Annotated in this window: 18 protein-coding genes; 10 read left to right on the forward strand and 8 right to left on the reverse strand. The window is 56.8% G+C overall.

Features of this window, described 5'->3' with window-relative positions:
- Window positions 1-8 precede the first annotated feature (8 nt).
- On the forward strand, window positions 9-167 hold the full coding sequence (locus tag AC6IZD_RS05385; RefSeq protein WP_497786659.1) for a hypothetical protein: 159 nt from the start codon (window positions 9-11) through the stop codon (window positions 165-167).
- A gap of 61 nt (window positions 168-228) precedes the next feature.
- Here AC6IZD_RS05385 and AC6IZD_RS05390 read toward each other — a convergent pair whose 3' ends face one another.
- A complete protein-coding gene (locus AC6IZD_RS05390) occupies window positions 229-978 on the reverse strand; it encodes a DUF92 domain-containing protein (protein WP_497786660.1) in 750 nt (249 codons plus the stop codon).
- A gap of 143 nt (window positions 979-1121) precedes the next feature.
- Between AC6IZD_RS05390 and ku the strand changes: the two genes are divergently transcribed.
- Window positions 1122-2009: a non-homologous end joining protein Ku gene (gene ku / locus AC6IZD_RS05395; RefSeq protein ID WP_497786661.1), complete on the forward strand. Its 888-nt coding sequence runs from the start codon at window positions 1122-1124 to the stop codon at window positions 2007-2009.
- 136 nt (window positions 2010-2145) lie between these two features.
- Window positions 2146-3684, forward strand: a complete 1539-nt coding sequence (locus tag AC6IZD_RS05400; protein ID WP_497786662.1) for a YncE family protein — start codon at window positions 2146-2148, stop codon at window positions 3682-3684.
- 68 nt (window positions 3685-3752) lie between these two features.
- Here the strand turns inward: AC6IZD_RS05400 and AC6IZD_RS05405 are convergent, their stop codons facing one another.
- Genes AC6IZD_RS05405 through AC6IZD_RS05435 form a run of 7 tightly spaced genes read right to left on the reverse strand, consistent with a single transcriptional unit; the run spans window position 3753 to window position 11355 of the window.
- Window positions 3753-4235, reverse strand: a complete 483-nt coding sequence (locus tag AC6IZD_RS05405; protein ID WP_497786663.1) for a chemotaxis protein CheX — start codon at window positions 4233-4235, stop codon at window positions 3753-3755.
- Between the two features lie 9 nt (window positions 4236-4244).
- Complete coding sequence (locus AC6IZD_RS05410; protein WP_497786664.1) at window positions 4245-4685, reverse strand: response regulator; 441 nt, start codon at window positions 4683-4685, stop codon at window positions 4245-4247.
- A gap of 7 nt (window positions 4686-4692) precedes the next feature.
- Window positions 4693-5805: a protein-glutamate methylesterase/protein-glutamine glutaminase gene (locus tag AC6IZD_RS05415; protein WP_497786665.1), complete on the reverse strand. Its 1113-nt coding sequence runs from the start codon at window positions 5803-5805 to the stop codon at window positions 4693-4695.
- Entirely contained in the window at window positions 5802-7970 is a 2169-nt protein-coding gene (locus tag AC6IZD_RS05420; protein WP_497786666.1) for a chemotaxis protein CheA, read from the reverse strand. Before AC6IZD_RS05420 ends, AC6IZD_RS05415 begins: the two co-directional genes overlap by 4 nt.
- Window positions 7971-7972: 2 nt before the next feature.
- Window positions 7973-8872: a CheR family methyltransferase gene (locus AC6IZD_RS05425; protein WP_497786667.1), complete on the reverse strand. Its 900-nt coding sequence runs from the start codon at window positions 8870-8872 to the stop codon at window positions 7973-7975.
- Between the two features lie 14 nt (window positions 8873-8886).
- On the reverse strand, window positions 8887-9366 hold the full coding sequence (locus tag AC6IZD_RS05430; RefSeq protein WP_497786668.1) for a chemotaxis protein CheW: 480 nt from the start codon (window positions 9364-9366) through the stop codon (window positions 8887-8889).
- A gap of 15 nt (window positions 9367-9381) precedes the next feature.
- Complete coding sequence (locus AC6IZD_RS05435) at window positions 9382-11355, reverse strand: methyl-accepting chemotaxis protein (protein ID WP_497786669.1); 1974 nt, start codon at window positions 11353-11355, stop codon at window positions 9382-9384.
- 638 nt (window positions 11356-11993) lie between these two features.
- On the opposite strand from AC6IZD_RS05435, the gene AC6IZD_RS05440 reads away from it, so the two are divergent.
- The 7 genes from AC6IZD_RS05440 to AC6IZD_RS05470 all read left to right on the forward strand — a co-directional run bounded on the left by AC6IZD_RS05440 (window position 11994) and on the right by AC6IZD_RS05470 (window position 20794).
- Window positions 11994-12431, forward strand: coding sequence for a response regulator (locus tag AC6IZD_RS05440; RefSeq protein ID WP_497786670.1), 438 nt, complete (start codon window positions 11994-11996; stop codon window positions 12429-12431).
- Between the two features lie 411 nt (window positions 12432-12842).
- Window positions 12843-13208, forward strand: coding sequence for a response regulator transcription factor (locus tag AC6IZD_RS05445; protein ID WP_497786671.1), 366 nt, complete (start codon window positions 12843-12845; stop codon window positions 13206-13208).
- A 5-nt stretch (window positions 13209-13213) separates the two neighbouring features.
- Window positions 13214-13747: a chemotaxis protein CheW gene (locus AC6IZD_RS05450; RefSeq protein WP_497786672.1), complete on the forward strand. Its 534-nt coding sequence runs from the start codon at window positions 13214-13216 to the stop codon at window positions 13745-13747.
- Window positions 13748-13861: 114 nt separating this feature from the next.
- Complete coding sequence (locus AC6IZD_RS05455) at window positions 13862-15298, forward strand: methyl-accepting chemotaxis protein (RefSeq protein ID WP_497786673.1); 1437 nt, start codon at window positions 13862-13864, stop codon at window positions 15296-15298.
- Window positions 15299-15343: 45 nt separating this feature from the next.
- On the forward strand, window positions 15344-16210 hold the full coding sequence (locus AC6IZD_RS05460; RefSeq protein ID WP_497786674.1) for a CheR family methyltransferase: 867 nt from the start codon (window positions 15344-15346) through the stop codon (window positions 16208-16210).
- A complete protein-coding gene (locus AC6IZD_RS05465; protein WP_497786675.1) occupies window positions 16207-19611 on the forward strand; it encodes a response regulator in 3405 nt (1134 codons plus the stop codon). Before AC6IZD_RS05460 ends, AC6IZD_RS05465 begins: the two co-directional genes overlap by 4 nt.
- Before the next feature lie 43 nt (window positions 19612-19654).
- Window positions 19655-20794: a protein-glutamate methylesterase/protein-glutamine glutaminase gene (locus AC6IZD_RS05470; RefSeq protein ID WP_497786676.1), complete on the forward strand. Its 1140-nt coding sequence runs from the start codon at window positions 19655-19657 to the stop codon at window positions 20792-20794.
- Window positions 20795-20811: the final 17 nt, after the last annotated feature.

A 20811-nucleotide genomic window follows, 5' to 3' on the forward strand; every position in this document is an offset into this window, starting at 1 on the left:
GATTTGGAATGGCTAACGAACCTGGGAGCACAGCTCCGCAGACGGGAATCTACTGGTGCAGCGTGTGTAAGACACCGGCACAGTTCAAAGCGGGCGAAACGCTTCCTAAGTGCAAGAATCTTTGTGGCCGTGGCAAGTGGGAGTTTATTCGGCCAGAAAAGCAGTAGCACTCAAAAGCATGCGGCCGGAGCCATTCGCTCCGGCTTTTCTTTTTGGGCTTCAATGTCGCTAGAACCAGCGATGAACGAATAAAACGCCAATGGTCAGAGCGGCTGAGAATGCGGTACTGGTGAAGTTCACCGCATTATTCCCGAGACGCCCGGGGCGCTCCAAGGTCGCCCCCAGCAGGCTGTCTACGATTGTCCCGAAGAATGCCGCACTGAACGCCGTCCAGAAATAAGCCGGTACAAGCAGATTTGCCCACAAGCACGCAATACAGACTATCGCGACGGCCACAATCGCCCAGATCGTGCCGATGATGGTGACTCCACCGTTTTCTCCAGGACACACCGGACGCAGGGTCGTGATAAGAAGTGGCCTGGTTCCAAAGGCTTGTCCCAATTCGCTACTGACCGTATCTCCCGCTGCCTCGGCCAGAGCGGCCGAAGCTCCTGCGAGAAGGATGTACCTGGCATGAGCTGTTAACAGCAGGGGAGCTGCGCAGATTCCGGCCACACCGACGTTGGCCAATATCTGCAATGCGCTACGACCAAAACGATCTTCCGCCGTTCCATACCGTTCTTTTTTTCGGTGACCAATTCGAGTGCTAACAACTGCGAGGAAAAATACGACGATGATCGGCGCTAGGGACGCTGGTCCTGCAGCGAGGCAAATGACGGCGCTGATAATCACTCCGGTCAGTGCCGCGCCGGCGGTTACCGCCCTTATTCCCCAAGCTAAAAATCCGAAAGCAACACAAATCCCGACGGCGGCGACCACTTGGGGCATGGCGGCCTGCCAGCTATAGAGAACATTCATGCGCGATTCAATCGTACTCTGAAGTCGTGCGACAGACAGTCCTCGACCTTGCTGGCCTCCGGGCCTGCCTGAGAGCGCATCCTATCAGATTCGATTCAAGAACGGGCACCCACGACAGAGAAGTTCTTGATGGAGGCAAGAAAATGGCGTCTTCGGTCTGGTCCGGTTATTTGACCTTTGGCTTGATTTCGTTGCCGGTACGGCTCTACAGCGGAGCTCGCGGAAGCCGTATCTCCTTCCATATGCTGCACAAGCCGGACCTTTCCCGGATTAAACAGCAGCTCTGGTGCCCGCAGGAAGAGCGAGTTGTCGAGCGCAGTGAAATTGTTAAAGGCTACGAGTATCGCAAAGGCGAGTATGTAGTGATCGAGCCTGAAGAACTGAAGAAAATCGAACCGAAAACGGCCAAGGCCATGGAAATCGTCCAATTCGTAAAGGCCGAGGATGTGGACCCCATCTATTTCGAATCGAGCTATTACGTTGCTGCGGAAGAGGCCGGTAAACGCCCATATGCGCTGCTTGCTCGAGCCATGCGCGACAGCGGATACATGGCTCTGGCGCAGCTCACCATGCACAACCGCGAATACACGGTATTCCTTCGCCCGTTCAAGGAAGGTCTCGCTCTCCACACGATGTACTACGCGGATGAGGTTCGCACGATGGAAAGCTTCGGCACTGAATCGGTCGAAATCAAAGAGGCGGAGCTGAAAGTTGCGCACCAACTCATCGATGCTTTGGCCGATAAGTTCGAACCCGAGCGCTTCCACGATACCTATGAGGAGAACTTGCGCAAGCTCATCGATGCCCGCCTCGAAGGTAAAGACGTTTCCGGCGTCGAGCGCCCCGCAAAAATGGCCCCTGTAGTTGATCTGATGGATGCTTTGAAGCAAAGCTTGGCGCGCATGGAAGGGAAGAAGTCGTCCGAAGTGGCCGAAGAAGCGCAGAGAGCTTCGCAAGTCGAGGAAATTGCCGCTGGAGTCCCCAAAAAGGCGCCAGGAAAAGCCAAGCCCAAGCGCGGGCGTGCTGCATAGGCCATGTCGTATTTCCCGGAACAAATATCCGGCCTTGCGTGTGCGAGAACTGACTCGCCCTAAGCCTCGTGCTTCCTTTACAATGGACGCACCCGAACAGAGCAGATGAATCATCATCGGCAGGGGCGGAGTGCGAATGAAAGTTCTACGGAATGCCGCGTGTGCGGCCGTCCTTTTGGCAATCACCATTATTGAGATTGGCTGCGGCGAGACCTATCGGCCCGTTGCGGTACCCAACCCTGTCACGACCGCTAATCCCTCAGGCGCTGAAACAGAAGTTGTCCTGAACCAGACCGATGGCGGAAACAGCGTGCTCACTAACATCAACGTTAGTGGTGACACGAACGCCGGTAACAAGCAGATGGGCAACGTGGCGTCATCCATCGCCTTTGACGCTAACCGTACGACCGTTTACTCCGCCAACACGGACAGCGACTCGGTGACGCAGGTCCTGCTCAATAGTTCGACTGCAGGTTTCGCGGCCAACACCACGACGATCACGCTTGAGCCTGGCTCCAAGCCCATCGGGATGACCTTCCAATACTTCGGTAGCACCTACACGCAAGACTGGGTCATCAATTCGGGGCACAATGCGACCTGCCCCAATTCAGGTTCGATCAGTTCCATCGCGCAATCCTCCAACCTGGTGAAAGCCACCGTGTGCGTTGGGCCGACGCCGGTTTACGCATGGATTTACAAGGATCAGAGCAAGGTCTTCGTTCTCGACAGTAACGGCAGTGTGTACGTCGTCAGCGCCTCGAAGTACAAGGTCACCAACACTATTTCTGTCGGTGCAACGCCCATCAAGGCTGCCCAGAGCGCCGATGGTCTTTACGTATACGTACTCAACCGTGGCGGGCGCTCCATCTCCATCATCGACGGACAGACGGAGACCGTGAGCCAGACGATTTCGACTGCGAATCCCACGACGTCTACTACGGTTGTTTGCGGCACCTTGTGCGACGCCGATCCCATCGACATCGCGCAGGACGTCCAGTACAACGACACTACCCAGAATCTGCAGTACAACCACATCTGGCTGTTACATGCCAACGGAACAGTGAGCGTGTTTGACGCCACCAATCCTGGCACGCTGACTTGGCTCACGTCGCTGTCGACGGGCGCTAACCCGACCAATATCGCACTGTTGCGTGATGGAACTCAGGCTTACGTGGGACTGAGCGGAACAGACAGAATCGTCGCCATCAATGCGAGCAAGCTGGCCACCGGCGGTATAACGCTGAACGCGACATCGACCATCACCGTGGGTGTTCACCGCTCTGTTACAAAGTCGTTCAACGACTCCAAGGGTGTGGCTCACAATGTCTTGGTTGAGACCACGACTCCGGTCGTGAGCTACGTCGCCGTATCCCGTCAGGGCGATTCGGCTTACCTCTCGAAGGCATACGCGGCCACTACCACCACGACCACTTATTACTATTACGACGGCGACGTAAATCCCACGACTACGGCAACCTACCCGAACCTGTACAACGGCACGGCAGTGGTTGCAGCAGCCGCTAACGGCACGACGCCGATAAACACCTACATCGGTACAGTTCCGGCTCCGACCGTGGTCACGTATTGCGATTCTGGGAACCCGGATACGGGCATCTATGACGGACAGAGAAATTGCCCGGCTATGATTCCGGTCCTACTGCTCGGTCGTAGTTAAAGGCTGTGGATCCACAAAAAGGCGAACCCGATGGGGTTCGCCTTTTTGTTTGCTTTGAAAGTTGCGCGCTAGCTACTCTGATCGGCGCGGCGGCGACGGTTATAGCGGATCGCCACGTTCATAAACACGCTTCCGGCGGGTGAGGCAAAGTCCATCACCAACGCCTCCATGTCTTCCGAGCCGCGGAAGCCCTGTTCGCCGTTGTATTCGGCTGGGGGATGCACCTTGAACCGGAATCCCTGGTCGTTGAGAGTCGTGACGGCATTGCCGATCACAAGATTTGCCAACTCCGCCACAGTTTCACGAATCAGTTGGGGATCGCTCTCCATCTCCATTCCAGCGATGGTGCATGCGACCTTCATCGCCGTGCTGTCTTCCACGTCGAAGATGACGCGCCCTTCAATGTCCCCCGTAATTTCGACCAAGGCGGCGTTGGCTCGGCGATGGTAAGCCTCTTCATCCATCGAAATGTCCGACACTGTAATCGAGGACGCAAGCGTCTGCGAGAGCACCGCGTCGGCGGCATTGATGAATGGTTGGATCAACTCCATTCTCATCGACTAATCTCCTGCTCCCGCCGTTGAGGCCGTAACCACGGCGTCGCCTAGAACGTACTTGATCACTTCGTACAGCAGCTCGGGCTTGACTGGCTTCTGCACAAAGTGGCGCGCGCCCTTTTGCAGCGCTGCGACAATGTTTTCCTGGTACCCGACGCTCGACACCATGATGATCCGGGCATCCGGATGCTGGCGCACGATGCGCTCGGCGGCTTCAATGCCTTCCATCTGCGGCATGGTGATATCCATCAGCACGATGTCGGCGCGGGTACGGTCGTATTCCGTAATTGCCGTGCAGCCGTCGCCGGCCTCGCCAGCCAGTTCTCCTCCATAGGTTTCGATGATGCGCGCAAGGTTCTTACGCGCAAAAACCGAGTCATCCACTACAAGGTAGCGGACGGGGTGGCGATCGGTAGCACGCAGCAGAGCGGGGAATTGCTCCATAGTTTCCTCAGATCTGTCCGGCTGTGCGGACTGGATACTGTTCCTTAGTCGGCATCGCGCGATGATGGCCGCAATGCACGATCAGTGTGTTTGCCATTGCTTCAAGCGAAACGACGCGGCTTGCATGGCCACGCTCGATTGCTGCCCGAGGCATGCCGAAAACAATCGACGAGTCCTCGTCTTGCGCAATCGTCAGTGCACCGGTTTTCTTTATCTTTCCAAGTCCTTCGGCGCCGTCTTCGCCCATTCCTGTCATCAAGACCCCGACCGCATCTGCTCCAAACTCCGTAGCTACGGAGTCGAACAGAACATCTACGGAAGGTCGATGGCCGTTAACCTTTTCGTCGTCCGAGAGCACCACAACGTCGCCCAGCGGCATCCGGCGGATCCTCATATGCCGATCTCCCGGGCAGATTAGCACACGACCGGCTGTTAAAAGATCGCCAGATTGCGCCTCTTTCACTTCGAGCAGCGTCGATTCGTTCAGCCTTCTTGCGAACGTATCGGTAAATCCTGCCGGCATGTGCTGCACTACTGCAATCGCTGCAGGGAAGTCCGCAGGCAGATGGCTGAGCAGGTATTCCAGTGAATTCGGGCCGCCTGTAGAGATTCCGATAGCCACCAACTTCGATGCCGGGATGACCACATTGTCGCGTTTTGGCTTTTGCTGTGGCACCACACCAGCAGGAGTCGGCGTAGTCCGCAGGGGACTGTTCACAGCGGCTTTGATCTTCACGATCAGCTCCGACGCGATCTCGTTCATCCCCTCGGATAGCACGTTCTCCGGTTTCGCCACGAAGTCAAATGCGCCCATGTGCAGTGCTTTGAATGTTGCGCTTGCACCCTCGCGTGTATGAGCGCTCACCACAACTACCGGGACCTGTTGCTGACGCATGATCTGTCGCAAAGTTTCGATGCCGTCCATTCGCGGCATCTCCAGATCCAACGTGATTGCGTCTGGCTTCAGTTCCTCAATCTTCTTCAGGGCAAAGGCACCATCCATTGCGGTACCAACCACGTGAATGGAACTGTCGCGCTCAATCAGTTGCGGAATCAGTTTGCGCATGAGGGCCGAGTCGTCCACCACCAGCACGCGAATCATTCTCTTGGCGGGCGTCATTGCCTCACCCCCACTTCTTGTTGTTCAGCCTTGGTGCGGCTGTACGATCGGCCGAACTTCTCCACCACGTCCGAGATACTCAGAATCAGAACTACCCGTCCGTCGCCGAGGATGCTGGCTCCGCTGATCAGGGACGTGCTAACCATGCTTTCGTCCAAGGCCTTGATCACCAGTTCCTGTTCACCGATGAGCCGATCAACGACAAATCCCACCTTGCGATCGCCTAGGCTTACCACGATGACGAAGAGCTTGGGCTTGCGTTCGCCTCCCGGATGCATCCGGCTCAGGCGAATCAACGGCACGATTTCCTCGTGAATCTGCAGCACTTCCTGCCCATCGACGAAATGAACTTCGCTCTCTTTCGCCCGCAGAATGTTCAGGACGTTGCCCAACGGCACGGCGTAGAGTTTTTCCGACACCCGGAAGAGCAGCGCCTTAATGATCGCGAGCGTCAGCGGTACCTTCAGCAGGAAGGTTGTACCTTCGCCGGGCACGCTGCGGACGCTGATCGTCCCTTTCAGGCGATCCATTACGGCCTTTACCACGTCCATGCCGATGCCACGTCCACTAACCTCTGTGACCTCGGTAGCTGTGCTCAGTCCTGCGTGGAAGATCAGGTCTAAGGCTTCGCCGTCGCTCATGCGCGAGGCCTGCTCGGGCGTAACAATACCGCGAGAAATCGCCTTTTCGACAACCTTGGGCAGGTTGATGCCTGCGCCGTCATCGCTCACTTCGAGAACTACCTGATTTCCCTGGTGATAAGCATTCAGCCGAATGGTGCCTTCTGGCGATTTGCCTGCCGCGGCGCGCTCAAGTGGGGGCTCAATACCGTGATCCACGGCGTTGCGCAGCAGATGCATCATTGGCTCGGCTAGTGCGTCGAGAATGCTCTTGTCCAGATCAGTGTTCTCGCCCTCGAGGACGATATTGACTTCGCGGCCTGTTGCTTTTGCCGTGTCGCGGACAATTCGGGGCATTCTGCGGAACATCTGCTCGACGGGCACCATGCGGATCTTCATTACCGCTCGTTGCAGCTTGTTCAGAATCTGCGACTGGAAAGTCAGGATGTCAGCAGTCCTCGTGCGCAACGGAGTGTTTCCGAATGTGCGATGCATTTCCGAGAGGAGATCCTGCATCATGCTCTTCGCGATGATCAGTTCGCCTACTAAATCCAGCACCACATCGACCCGCTCTGCTTCAACTCGAATGACGTTCTCGGTTGCAGCAGGAATCCGCTCCTCGCGCGCCTTGGGACGCTCCATCGCTTGGCGAACTGCCTGCACTGCCCGGGCCTTATCTTTTTCTCTTTGCGTGCGGGGCGGAGTTGGCAACTTCGTCTCATCAGAGCTCTCTTGCGAAGCTGGCGATTCTTGTACGGGCGCGGGCGCTGGTGACTCGGCAACCTGTTCGGCAACTGCCGTCTCTCCCTGCAATGATTGTTCAGCGGTTGCAGCCGCTGGCGCCACAAATACCTTTGAAACTACAGTTGGAATCTTGCTTTTGCGCTCCACCCAATCCACTTCATGATGGCTGGCCAGGGCTACCTCGATCACGTCCGGAATCTCTTTTGCATTTTCGTCCGGACGCATCACGAGAATGGTTCCAACTTCCTGTAATACGTTGCGCACCAGTTGCACTGCGGCCGCACGCATAGGACAAGCGGGATCAATCGCTAGCGCGATGTTATAAACCTGCTGCCCACGTACGCCGTTCTTCGAAATCAGGAGCTGCTCGTACTCTGTCCAGTTGAACTTGGGAGCGAACTCAACCTTGGGCTGAGGATTTTTCAATCCCTCGATGAGTTCATACACGGGCTGAGTCGACGGAGCCTGCAGATCATTGCGATATGCCGAAAGCAGATTGTCAAACGAGTCGGCCGAGACTAGTACTAATTGCGCGAGGGCTTCGCCATCGCGGGCAGCAACCTCGGGTGTCAGCACATCTTCGACGGCATGGGCCAGTTCGCTCAACTCCTTGTAGCCGCATGCGGCGGAGTCTCCCTTCAGCGTATGAACGCTGCGACGGAGATTGCGAACGATTTCGGCATCGCGCGGGGACTTCTCAAGCAACAGTGCCTCTTCGATGAGGGCCTGGAGAATCTCCTGCGAACTATCGAAAAACAAATTCCGTAGCTCATTTGCGCGATCGTCAGAAAAGATGCCCACGTTTATGCCTCGATCTTGCTGTATGCCGTGCCGTTGTTCTGGTGAATCATCTGAAACTGATCAGTCAAACCAAACAGGCTCTCGGCGTGTCCAACAAACAGGAACCCATCTGAGTTCAAGCAACGCCAGAACTTCTGAATTAACCGTTTCTGCTCCGCCTCGTCGAAATAGATCATCACGTTGCGGCAGAAAATGAAGTCATTGCGCTGCGGAAGGAACTCAGTTTTCAGGTTGTGGAAGTCGAAGTGAACCAGTTCCTTGACCGCGGGCTTAATCGCATACCGCTGGGGTCCGACCTTATCGAAATAACGCAGGCGATAGGTGTAGTCCACGGACTCCATGTGATGCTCCATGTAAATGCCTTCCTGCCCGGCTCGGAGCACCGAGTAGTTGATGTCCGAAGCAATGATCTCCACCTTCCAAGGCGGCGGGATCAGCGGCTTCGGGCTAGGCATTTCAAACGGCAGCGGATTGCGTAAATAGTAGTAAGCCAGTGCATCGGCAACCATCATTGCCAGCGTGTACGGCTCCTGGCCGGTAGAGCATCCTGCGCTCCAGATGCGGAGGGTCCAATCGCGCCGTGCCTGCTTGCGATGAAGCAAGTCTTCCAAAACGGTCTTCTGGAACAGGTCCAGTTGTGGCCGATTGCGGAAAAAGCTGGTCTCGTTTACCGTCAGGTTTTCCAGCAGGGCAGAGAGTTCTACTCGCCCCTGCGGGCTCGTCAGCAAGCGATAGTAGTCGTAAAAAGAACTGACATTGCAGGTGCGCAAACGTCGTTGCAGGCGGTCCTGCAAGAAGTGTGCGCGACGGTCGTCAAAGTACATGCCGCATTCCTGATAGATCAGGGTCTGCAGCAACTTAAGTTCGGCTTCGCTGAAAGCAACTGGTATTAAAGACGACATTCGTGTGTGTCCTACTATGACTGCGGAATCGGGTCAGCGGCTTCCGCAATGTCAGAGAGCCGTCGCAGTTCGCCTTTCTGCATGATTTTTGCAAGGTCGATCAGGATCACCAGCTTGCCATCAAGCTTTCCGACTCCTGTCACGTAGTTCACTTCGCCTTGTTCGAAGATATTTGGAGCTGGCTCAATGAGCTCAGGGTTAATCTTCAACACTTCATTAGCGGCATCCACTACCAGTCCGACCAGGTGACCATCTAGCTCCGCCACAAGAATGCGGTTGCGCTTGTGCGGTACCGCAGGCTCGGCGAAGCGCTTCCTCAAATCCACAACGGGGATGATCTTCCCTCGAAGGTTGATGACGCCCTCGATATAAATCGGCGAATCTGGCACGACGGTGATGTCCATCATTGGCACAATCTCGTGCACAATGCTGATCGGCACACCGAAGTTCTCTCTTCCTACTCGAAACCCAACGATCTGTTGAATCTTCAGCATTCGAGTCTCCGTGCCTTAGTGGCTTGCTCCCGCGATGGCATACTTCGCTCCGTTCAGCTTTCGTGCTTCCTGCTGCAGGTGCTCTTCCAGCACGAAGCGATCCATGGATTCGAGCAGCGAGCGGGCCATCTTCGACATCTGTTCCGAAGAAGCCGCAAGTTCAGTCGAACTCGATGTGGACTGCTGTACCATTTCGCGCATGCGCTCCATGGCGCGGACCACTGCCTGAGCTCCGCCTGCCTGCTCCTCGACGGAGGAGGTGATTTCGTGTGTGATTTCGTTCAGGCGGGTTGTTGCCTTGGCAATCTGCGAAGATCCATGCGACTGCTCATTCGTTGCGGCACCGATTTCCTGCGCGAACTTGAACACCTCGGTCACCACATTAGAGATCTTGCGAAGCGCGAGGCTCAGATCATTGCCCAGGTCCAGACCTTCGTTGACGATGGACGTGCTCTTGTCCATGTTCTCAACTGCTTTGCGGGCCTCACTCTGGATGCTGCTGATGAGTTCGCTGATTTCCTTTGTCGAGGTAGCGGACTTTTCTGCCAGCTTGCGAACCTCATCGGCGACGACGGCGAAGCCCAGGCCATGTTCGCCAGCGCGTGCTGCTTCGATGGCGGCGTTGAGTGCGAGCAGGTTCGTCTGCTCGGAAATGTCATCGATCACTTCAATGATCTTCCCGATGTTGTCCACGCGGTCGCCAAGAGTGGTGATGATCGCCGCCGAAGAGCCGATCGAACCATTGATGCGATTCAGTCCTTCGGTCGTCTTCTGCATGGTGCCGATACCGCTCTGCACTTCGTCACGCGAGCGATTGGAGATGTCGAGCAGCACCTTGGCTGTGTCGGCCACGCGCTGAATGCTGGCGACCATTTGGTCGATCGAGGCAGAGGTTTCGCTCACGCTCGATGCCTGCATTTGCGTGTTCTTCACCATGTTCTGCACGTTGATGCTCATCTCGTGCATCGTGCTTGTGACTTCATCGATGGCAGAAGACGACTGCACATTAATCTTGGCGGAGTCTTCAGAAGCATCCGCGACCTGGTTCGATCCAGCGGCCACCTGAGCCGCTGCATCGCGAACTGAGCTCACCAGCGAACGCAATCCATTCGTCATCTGCGAGAACGCGAGCGCCAGAGTGTCACGATCTGAGCGCGGCGTGACTTCTACCGAAAGATCGCCACCCGCAATCGCCTGCGACACCGATGCCATTTCCTTGAAGTAAACGACCATGTTGCGGAAGGTCTGGGCCAGTGTCCCCAGCTCGTCTTCGCTGTGGATGTCAATCTCCTGGTTCAGATCGCCCTTGTCGCCGACCTCGCGAGCCACCATGATCAGGTGCTCAAGCGGATCAGTGATGGACTTCGCAGTGCGAAGGGCAATGAAGATGCCAAGTGCGAGTCCCGCAATCGCACCCAAGATGCTGACCACGATAATCATGGTCGAGGCATGTTCTTGGGTGGTGCGTAACTGGTCAAGTTCGCGCTGGTTCGCCGACTGAACCTCGTTGAAAACATCATTCATGTGCCTTAGCTGTTCTGTCGGGTCGGCATTTGTGTAGTCGCCTAGCAGATCAGTTGCGGTCATTTTCCCGCTATCGACTTCCTGATGTTCCCTTACAAACCTGTCAGCGAAATTGCCGGACCAGTCGCGCTCGAGAGCCTCAATTCGGCTCAATCCAGCTCGCTGGTTTTCGTTCGTAACCTTCGACTGTGCGTCTCGCAACAGGTCGAAGGTCTTCTGTGTGCCCTTGTGAAGACGATCTAGTTCTGTCCCAGCGCCGGTCAGGAGATAGCTGCTCAGAATGACGCGATTGTCCATCATCTGCTGGCGAACTGCTTCGGTTGCGTTTGCCATGGTGGTGAAGTCGCGAAGGTCTTTTTGGGCCGCTTGCGAACGGAACATCGTGAAAATGCTGATTAAGAAGCCAATGCCCAAAGCTCCGAGCAAAATCGCAAAATGCAGGAGCAGCTTATTACGGATCTTCATGCCAAATCGCCTCCAGAGCCGGGGAGTTCCTTGCCATTTGCCGCTATTCACGCCGAAATCTCCCTTAGGTTCGCCGGGTTTGCATCTTTATGAGTTCAGTGCTGCTTAGAACCATGACTTCCTGCCAACAAGTTCGCAAGTAACTAGTCGAACTCTCCACATTGGTCCAGATTCGGATCCGACGCGGGGATGTAGGACAAACCAAGACTTACGCGTGGGCATTGAACCTTCACGCCGAAGCCCGGGTATCCAGATGTGTGCTTCTCTCATTGATAGCAATCTTTGATTCATTACGAAAGGGGCAAAAGGGGCTAGAACAAAAGTTTCCACGCTGAACGCCGCATCGTCGGACAGGATTTGGGGAGATTTCACCCAAGAAATGACCAACGGAGAGTTGTTACACATTCCTTAAGTAACATCCGATTGTCTCTAAGTTATGAAGAAGCTTGACTCTACAAGCGACTGGTCCTACTCTGATCACCAATCTCCCCCAGAGCATGTGTACCCTTGTGGGTACGATTCAAAGTTCACCAGAGAGCTGATTGCTCACAGAGCGGCATGGTTACTCCGGGTTGTTACCAGCGACGCAGTAGGCCTCCCGCGTCGACCACGACCGATCGTAATAAATGGCGAAACCTATGACCGAATCCTTGCCAGTACTGGTGGTCGAAGATGAAGACATCCTGCTCGCGTTTCTAAAAGCAGCGCTTGAGCGTGGGGGATTGAGTATCGTGCCGGCATCTTCCGGCGCGGAAGCACTGGGTTTGCTGGGCCAGCGAACGTTTGCGGCCGTGGTCTCCGATCTGAAGATGCCGGGCGGTGTCGGAGGCGCCGAGATCTACGACTGGGTTCTGCAGAATCGTCCGAAATTGGCTCCCTGCTTCCTCTTTATTACCGGAAACGTCAGCGATCCTTATGCTATCGAGGTGCAGAAGCGCACCGGTGCTTTATTCATTGAGAAGCCCTTCAGGATCGCGCTGTTGATTGAGTTGATAAAGAAAGCCATTGCTCGCAATGAACAATCCGTTGTCGGAGAGTCTTCTGACCCCGGCCCCGACCCGGGTGCCAGCGTATGAGTCGTTCCGCGTGATTCGCATATAAAGTAATGATCGAAGCGGTCGAAAAGTTCCAGAGTTGGAGGGTTCGCGGAGCGCGAACCGGGTGATACTCTTGTCTAAACGCCAGGACGCAGTTGAACGGCAGGTTATTGGGGGCGATGTCTCCTATCAGTTACTTCCGCACAGGCGAAATGACTGCTAACTTGCCCCGTGGAACTCTCCGTGTCGGTGTCGGTTGCTGCTCCCATTGGCGGGGGCGCGCAGGTTGATGCGGAATGGCCTGTGTTTCGACGCATACATGCAGTCGAGGCAGTGTGAAACTTAGCTCTGGTCTGCAACGCTGGTCGAAGAACCTTTTTGCAGATCGCGCAGCCAGAGATTTGCGAGTGAAGTGTGCTTGTGCCGCAGTTAATGGATTTGAGGTGCATCGTGCTGAAAAAGGTTCTGATTGTTGACGATTCACAGGCGGAAAGCCGGTTGATGCAATCTTTCCTGCAAAGCGCCGGATACTCTGCGGTTTCATTGAGTGATCCTTCGCGCATTGAGCAGATGGTCGCCGCCGAGCATCCGAACCTGATTCTCCTCGACGTTGTCATGCCGGGCAGGAATGGATTTCAGGCTTGTCGTGAATTGAAGAGCAGCCAGGAGTTCAGCCGAATTCCCATCGTGCTGGTCAGTTCCAAGAGTGGCGAAAGCGATAAGTTCTGGGGCCTGCAGCAGGGTGCAGACGGGTATGTCGTCAAACCATTCACCGGCCAGCAATTGGTGGGGGAAGTTCAGCGGGTGATCGGATAAGAACGATGGAGGAGCAGCCACAAAACCCGGAATTGCAGGAGCCTTCGGTAGTCGACCCCGAATTCGCGGGGGAAGAGGCTGTTGCGCCTGAGCCCGAGCTGCCGCAAGAACAGTACTGCATCTTCCGTGCCGGACGCGAGCGATTCTGCCTGCACGTGCTGGAAGTCGATGAAGTAGTGGAGTGGCCACGCCTGACGCGCCTGCCACTGTCGCCGCCATTCTTAATGGGTGTTTTCAATCTGCGAGGAACGATCGTTCCCGTTGTTGATATTGCGTTCACCGAGGTGCGCCGCGCCGATATGCCGCCGAAACAGGTAGTTGTGGCTTGCCTTCGTGGGGACGCTAATGCTCCTGACGTGCGTGTAGGCATAGCGGCCGATGAGGTGATTGGAACTTATAGCACCAGCGAACCGTTGCTCAAGGATGAGGCGCCGCGTGACGTTCCGCACTGTGCGGGCATGTTGCGCCATGGTGATCGGCTGGCATTGGCTTTGGATTTGAAGCGCGTTCTGGATTCTTTCCCAGTTGGCGCTATTTAGGTTTGAGCCGGAACCTTAGCGGGCCGGCCAGATTTTGCGTTGTACGGCGCAATTGCGCCTGAGAGTAAAGGCGGCGCGTGGTGTACGAGGCGCTCGCGTTGTCCTGGAGGTCTTATGAAAGGTCGTCTGAATTCGGCAATCATCGTCCTGGTACTTGTCAATCTGGTGGCTGCCGTTGCGGTGTTTTGGCTGGCCTTCTCGGCTGGCGCGAAGTCCGGTAACAAGTCGCTGCTCCAGATAGGCGCGTTGCCTTCGGATGCTCTAGTTCTGCTGCTTGCAGCGCTTGGGTTCCTGGTGATTGGCTCGTTGTTCGTTCTGTTCCGCCTTTCCAACAAGGTTTCCGAACCTGTGAAAGGACTCGCCGAGTTTGCCGAGCAACTCAGTTCGGGTGACTTCAAGGCGCGTCTTGACGAAGGCTCTCAGGACGACTTTGGTTACATCGCGATACATCTGAATCAGGCAGCCGAGAAGGCTGCTCGGTCCATGCAGGATGACGAATCGCAGAAGAACCTGCAGCGCTCGATCACCGAGTTCCTCACCATCGTTAGCCAGATTGCCCGCGGCGACCTGACTCTTCGCGGAAGTGTTACGAACGATGCTCTTGGAAATGTAGTTGACTCGGTCAACTACATGCTCGACAACTTTACGCAGGTGTTGCGCCGCGTTCGCGACGCCGCCAACGACGTATCTACCACGGCGAACCAGATTCTTGCAGCCTCCGAGGCGATGGCCACCGGCGCGACTCAGCAGGATCACGAAATCACCAACACCTCGTCGGCAGTGGAAGAGCTCACGGTTTCGATGAAGCAGGTGAGCAACAATGCTGAAGCCAGCGCCGAAGCGGCCCGCCGCGCTCTTGACGCCGCCGAGCAGGGTAACCGCTCCGTCCGCGACACTCTCGAAGGCATGCAGCGCATCCGCGCCAGCGTCCAAGCCACGGCCAAGAAGATCAAGTCCCTCGGCGACCGCTCTCTCGAAATCAGCGAAATCATTAACGTGATCAATGACATTACCGAGCAGACAAACCTCCTCGCGCTCAATGCCGCCATTGAGGCTGCGCGTGCTGGTGAAGCCGGGCGTGGTTTTGCCGTAGTTGCCGATGAGGTCCGAAAACTTGCCGAGCACTCGCGTACCGCGACCAAGGACATTGCTGCGCTGATTAAAGCTATCCAGGCCGAAACGAATGAAGCCGTCGTCGTGATGGAAGATGGCACCCGAGAAGTGGAAGTAGGAGCTAGGCTGGCTGATCAGGCGGGCAAAGCGCTCGAAGCCATTTCCGCTGTCGTGCGTCAGTCCGCCGAACTTGTGCAGGAAATCTCACTCGCCAGTAAACAGCAGGTGCGCGGCACCGAAGGCGTGGCGAATGCTATGCAGATCATCTCCAACATCACCCGTCAAACATCGCAGGGCGCACGACAGACTGCCCGTAGTACCGAGCAGATGGTGAAGATGAGCGAGCAGCTCAATGAAGCTCTTGCGCAGTTCCGAGTACAGGCCGCGGCACAGCAGCAGCCTCGCAAAGAATTGCAGGCAGGCGTGGCACGCAACTAACAGTCCGGCTAATCACGGCAGAGAAGTGAACTGTAGTAACGCGCGATGAACGAAGCTGAAATCAATCCGCTGCTGACCGATCACGAGGTCCGAGAGCTCCAACTGCTCATTGAGCAGCGCTCCGGCGTTGTCTTCGACGACTCGCGTGAGCGCTTTCTTACTTCGCGTGTCGTCGAACACATGCAGCGTAAGCGCCTCACCTACGGGCTCGAACTGCTTCGGCTCGTTCGCAATTCCAACGTTGAATATGACAATTTACTTGAGCGCCTGCTGACTCAGGAAACGCGTTTCTGGCGCTATCCGGGCCTGTTCTCTGCATTCCAGGAATACGTGCTTCCCGATCTCGAAGCCCGGAAGTTCTGGGACAAGGATCACTCCCTACGAATCTGGAGCGCAGGTTGCGCCAGCGGTGAAGAGCCATATTCCGTAGCATTAGCCGTGAGTGAAGCCGCTGGAGAATGCACGGGGCTCAATGCGAGCATCATGGCCACCGATATCAGTCGTGAGGCTCTTGAGCGGGCCGATCGCGGCATTTACTCAGCGCGCGTGCTTGAGAATCTTCTCCCCGCATACATTCCCAAATATTTCACTCCCCACGGCGAGCACTTCAAGGTAAAGCCGCAGCTTCGCGAGATGATCAAGTTCGCGCCGATGAACCTCGCTCAGCAGGTTTATCTGGGCCGATTCGAGTGCATTTTCTGCATGAACGTGCTGATCTACTTCAGTGACGAACTGCGCACCCGGCTGATCCAGCGCTTCTTTGATTATCTCGAACCCGGCGGCTATCTCTTCCTCGGACACGCCGAGTCGGTCGCTAATGTCCCGGTGCGCTTCAAGCAGATCATCATGAACGGTGCGCGCCTGCTTCAAAAGCCCCTTACCCAAGGCGCTGCTGGCGGAGGTGAGCGATGACCGGACCTAGCCAGGAGATGATCGAGCTTTTCCTCCAGGAAGCCAGCGAGCACCTGCAGTTTCTGCGTGAGTACTCGGGCATCCTGCAGGATCCCTATCCTCTGTACGACGATATCGAGCGTCTCTACATTTCTGCGCACGGGGTCGCAGGCACGGGCGGTACTTATGGCTACTCGCTATTTCAGGAGGTAGCCAGCAAACTGGCGCACATCTTCCAGTACGCGATGAACGCGACAATCAGCCCCGAGGCCACCGCCCCTCTCGTCGAGTTCATTTACGAGGCCATTGCCGTTCTCGAGAGCGACCTCATCATGATCAGCGCGAATGGCGTTGAGGCCGCCGACGACATTGCCGCATTTAAGCAGCGCTATCCGTTCGCATTCCAGGGACAGCCAGCCGCGCCAGCACCGACCGAGCCGCCACCTGCTCCTGCCGCTCAGCCCGCAACGCCCGCTCCCGCACAATGTGCGCCTGTCGTGCCATCGTGCCCGGCACCCGCCGCGCCACCCGTACCTGTGGCTCCGCAACCTGCGCCGACGATGACGCCCGCACCTGTACAAAGTGCACCGCCTCCGGCTCAGACTACAACTCCTGCGCCGTTGATTCCGGCAGCGCCCGCCCCGCCTCCGCAAGCTTCTGAACCCGCTCCGGTTGCTGCATCTCCGGTTACCCCGGAACCGCCTATTCCCGCGGTTGCGTCTGTTGCTACTCCTGTGCGCCCATCGGCTCCGGTTTCCATTGATGATGTTCCCGAGCTTGCGCAGGATGAGCCGATTCCCGACGAGATTCTTGAGTTCTTCATCCCGGAGGTTGAAGAGCATCTCCAAGTCATTACCGATTGTCTGCTTGCGCTCGAAGCAAATCCGAACGAAGAGGACATCCACCGCCTCTTCCGTTCCATGCACACGATCAAGGGGTCGGCTGCACAGGTTGGATGCCAACGCATCTCGACCATCGCTCATCGTGCCGAAGATCTCATTGGCAAGCTGCGCGATGGTGAACTCAAGCCCAGTGCGACAATCATCGATCTCTGCCTTGAGACGATCGACGTCCTAAAGAAGCAGATTTACCGCCAGTGGGAAGACGAAGCTAGTTTCCAACTCGCCGCTCGCACCCTCATAGCGCGTCTGCAGCACGCCATCTCTGCCGAGCCGGTTTCGGCGGAAGCCGTTTCAATTGAGCCTGCACCTGCGTCCATTCCTCTGGCTCAGCCTGCGACTCAGCAGAGTTCCGCCGACCCCGCTGCAATCGAACGTGCGCCTGCGACAGACGCGAGAACCGAAGAGGCCAACGAGGAGCCTAAGCCCGAGTCTTCCGAGATCGCTCCCGCCCCGCGTGCCCCGGTGGGCATGGCCCAATCGAAGTCTGTTCGCATCGGCCTGGAGCGCCTAGACCGCATGATGAACGCGGTAGGCGAACTGGTCATCAACCGTACTCGCATGCTCGGCCGACTTGCCGAGCTCGAAAAGCTTGCTGATGTCCTCAACTTCTCCAAAGGCCGCATGGCCGACAAGGTCAATGAGTTCCAGGAGAAGTACGAGTTCAGCCGAATCAATTCCTCGCCCGCATTTTCCGCTACGCAGTGGCCCGGATCAGCGCTCTCTGCTCATTCCTCTGCGGGATGCGGCAGCGGACAGGCGTTTGGGAGTCCATTCGTACCCGGTCCCGGCGTGGGTGGTCACGATTACGGCTTTTCCTCGCCATCACTTGGCGGGTTCGACGGCACCTCGTCCGAGTTCACCGAACTTGAGATGGACAGGTATGACGATTTCGGCATTCTCTCGCGCTCGCTGACCGAAATCTCTGCTGATATCACCGAGGTCCTCAATCAGCTCGACGGATTCGTGCGGCGTGTTGATGGCGATATCGACGAATTCACGAAGTTGGCTCATCGCCTGCAGGACGAAATCACGCAGGCCCGCATGGTGCCCATCGGCAACCTGTTCACGCGTATCGCGCGCACGGTTCGCGACGCAGCCAAGGCTAGCAACAAGCAGGTTGAGCTCAATCTCGCCGGAGCCGAAACCGAACTCGACAACAACATCATTCAGCAGATTGCCGATCCGCTGCTGCACCTGGTCCGCAATGCCGTTGCACACGGCATTGAACGCGTGGATGAGCGTTACGAGGCTGGCAAGCCCGACCAGGGCAATATCGCCGTCCGCGCGTACCACAAGGGCAACCACATCTACATCGAGGTCGAGGATGATGGCCGTGGCGTGGACTTCGAACGCGTAAAAGGCACCGCCATCGAGAGCGGAGTCGTTTCCGCCGAAGATGTCGAAGGCCTCAATCGGCAGGAACTCGTCGATCTGCTCTTCCGCCCTGGATTCTCCACCGCGCCTCGCCGGACCGAACTCGCTGGCCGTGGCGTTGGTCTCGATGTGGTGCGCTCTAACGTCAACAACCTCAATGGCGAAATTGAGGTTGAGACGGAGAAGGGAATCGGCACTCGATTCACCCTCAAGGTCCCGCTCACGCTCATCATTTCGCAGGCACTGTTCGTGCAGTGTGGCGACCAGACCTTCGCCTTCCCCTTGGCCTTCGTCGAAGAGATCCGCCGCATCCGTCCCGCCGAAATCGAGGAAGTTGGCGGCAAACTCATCACCAAGGTTCGCGACGTACTTACCGAAGTCGTGCGGCTTGATGAAGCTCTGCAACTGCCCGCCTTGCGGCCCATCAACGGCTATCTCCGACTCGTTTTGGTCAACGTCGGAGGCCGCCAGGTCGGCGTCGTTGTCGAGGAAGTCCTGCGCAAGGATGAAATCGTCATCAAAAACCTCGGCGAGTACCTGCGCAACGTCAAAATGTTCCCCGGCGCCACAATCGCGCCTGACGGCAGCCTGATTCTGCTCGTCGATATCAATCGCCTCATCATGGGCGAGTCCATAGAGCGCCGTCCACTGACCACGGCTATCAATGCAGCGCGTCTATTCCTCCCCGGAGCTGCGGCTGTTGCTCGCGGTGAAATTCCCGCCGAGGCCGTCGATGTGGTCGAGAAGGAAAAACTCGTCGTCCTCGCGGACGACTCCATCAGCGTGCGCAAGTTCGTTGGTCGCATGTTGGAGAAGGCCGGGTATCGCGTCAAGCTCGCTTCCGATGGTCTTGAGGCGCTTGAAATCGCAACCTCGAATGACTGCGACCTGGTCATCACCGACCTTGAAATGCCGCGCACCAACGGCTACGAGCTCATCATGCACCTGCGGCAAACGCCCAGTACGAGCAAGGTGCCTGTCATGGTCGTCACCTCGCGCGCCGGAGCAAAGCACCGCGATCGCGCACTCAAGGAAGGTGCTGTGGCGTTCATGGTCAAGCCGGTGCAGGAGGAATCCTTCATCGCGCAAGTAGTGGAGTTGATTGGAACCTCGGGGCAGGCCACTCCCGCTCCCGTTATTCAGTGAGAAAGCTGGATTCGAGTATTGGAAAGACGGTAAGAGAAAGACAATGATCAATGGTGAAAAGATCCGGGTTTTGGTTGCCGACGATTCGGCCTTCATGCGCCGAGTTCTGCTTGGCATCCTCGACTCTGATGGGGCCTTCGAGGTAGTGGGCGAAGCGCGCGACGGACGCGAGGCCGTGGAGAAATCCGCCCAGCTCAAACCCCAAGTCATCACCATGGACATCAACATGCCCCACATGGACGGTCTCGAAGCCACCGAGATCATCATGTCCACCGATCCTCGCCCTATCGTCATCGTCAGCTCCGAATCTCGCGAAGGAGCCCAAGCCACGCTTCGCGCGCTTGAACTTGGAGCTATCGACTTTCTTGCCAAGCCCAGCGCCGCCATCGATCTCGACATGTCCGAAGTGCGCGACGATCTCGTGCGTAAGCTGCGCATCGCCTCCAAGGTTCGCGTGGTTCGGAATCTGGGTCGCTCAGCCGCTCCCAAGCCAGCGGTGCCTCTGCCCCCGCTCCTAGCGATCGAGAATCCGTTGTCGGAATTGGACCCGTTGCCCGCACCCGCACCGATCACGCTTTCGGGTGGAACTCGTGTGCCCATTGCCGTGCTTGCAGCCTCCACCGGTGGCCCTGCGACATTGATGAAGCTTGTTCCCGAGTTTGCTTCTGACTTCCCCGCAGCCTTGTTGATCATTCAGCACATGCCCGGAGCCTTCACGCCGCAGTTTGCCGAGCAGCTTGCCTCTGTAGCCCGCATTCCAGTGAAGCAGGCACAATCCGGCGAGACCCTCTGTGCAGGCCAAGCTTACGTCTGTCCTGGCGATTGCCATTTGCGGGTCGCTTCTCCGGGACGAATCGTGCTCGACGACGGTCCGCGTATTGCTGGCTACCGTCCCAGCATTGACGTCACCCTGGAATCTGTTGCTGCACTTGCGGGGAGCAGTTCCGTGGCTGCCATCCTCACCGGAATGGGCAACGATGGTGCTCGCGGAGCCATGGCGATTCAGGAAAACGGCGGCACCATTTTCGCGCAAGACGAGACGACCTCGGTGATTTTCGGTATGCCGGCCGAAGCCATCAAGACTGGCGCGGTATCTCAGGTTCTGCCTCTTGAGCAGATTGCGTCGGCTATTTCGCGGCGCATGGCTATGTATCGCAGTGCTCTCGGAGCGTCGGGGCAATGAGTGTTTGGAGCAGATTT

This window comes from Koromonas humicola (assembly GCF_059726255.1).

Coding starts and splice junctions, on each gene's coding strand:
- AC6IZD_RS05400 (WP_497786662.1), top strand. CDS start 2,146: ATGAAAGTTCTACGGAATGCCGCGTGTGCGGCCGTCCTTTTGGCAATC.
- ku (WP_497786661.1), top strand. CDS start 1,122: ATGGCGTCTTCGGTCTGGTCCGGTTATTTGACCTTTGGCTTGATTTCG.
- AC6IZD_RS05410 (WP_497786664.1), bottom strand. CDS start 4,685: ATGGAGCAATTCCCCGCTCTGCTGCGTGCTACCGATCGCCACCCCGTC.
- AC6IZD_RS05405 (WP_497786663.1), bottom strand. CDS start 4,235: ATGGAGTTGATCCAACCATTCATCAATGCCGCCGACGCGGTGCTCTCG.
- AC6IZD_RS05440 (WP_497786670.1), top strand. CDS start 11,994: ATGACCGAATCCTTGCCAGTACTGGTGGTCGAAGATGAAGACATCCTG.
- AC6IZD_RS05430 (WP_497786668.1), bottom strand. CDS start 9,366: ATGCTGAAGATTCAACAGATCGTTGGGTTTCGAGTAGGAAGAGAGAAC.
- AC6IZD_RS05435 (WP_497786669.1), bottom strand. CDS start 11,355: ATGAAGATCCGTAATAAGCTGCTCCTGCATTTTGCGATTTTGCTCGGA.
- AC6IZD_RS05470 (WP_497786676.1), top strand. CDS start 19,655: ATGATCAATGGTGAAAAGATCCGGGTTTTGGTTGCCGACGATTCGGCC.
- AC6IZD_RS05460 (WP_497786674.1), top strand. CDS start 15,344: ATGAACGAAGCTGAAATCAATCCGCTGCTGACCGATCACGAGGTCCGA.
- AC6IZD_RS05450 (WP_497786672.1), top strand. CDS start 13,214: ATGGAGGAGCAGCCACAAAACCCGGAATTGCAGGAGCCTTCGGTAGTC.
- AC6IZD_RS05465 (WP_497786675.1), top strand. CDS start 16,207: ATGACCGGACCTAGCCAGGAGATGATCGAGCTTTTCCTCCAGGAAGCC.
- AC6IZD_RS05390 (WP_497786660.1), bottom strand. CDS start 978: ATGAATGTTCTCTATAGCTGGCAGGCCGCCATGCCCCAAGTGGTCGCC.
- AC6IZD_RS05415 (WP_497786665.1), bottom strand. CDS start 5,805: ATGACGCCCGCCAAGAGAATGATTCGCGTGCTGGTGGTGGACGACTCG.
- AC6IZD_RS05385 (WP_497786659.1), top strand. CDS start 9: ATGGCTAACGAACCTGGGAGCACAGCTCCGCAGACGGGAATCTACTGG.
- AC6IZD_RS05455 (WP_497786673.1), top strand. CDS start 13,862: ATGAAAGGTCGTCTGAATTCGGCAATCATCGTCCTGGTACTTGTCAAT.
- AC6IZD_RS05425 (WP_497786667.1), bottom strand. CDS start 8,872: ATGTCGTCTTTAATACCAGTTGCTTTCAGCGAAGCCGAACTTAAGTTG.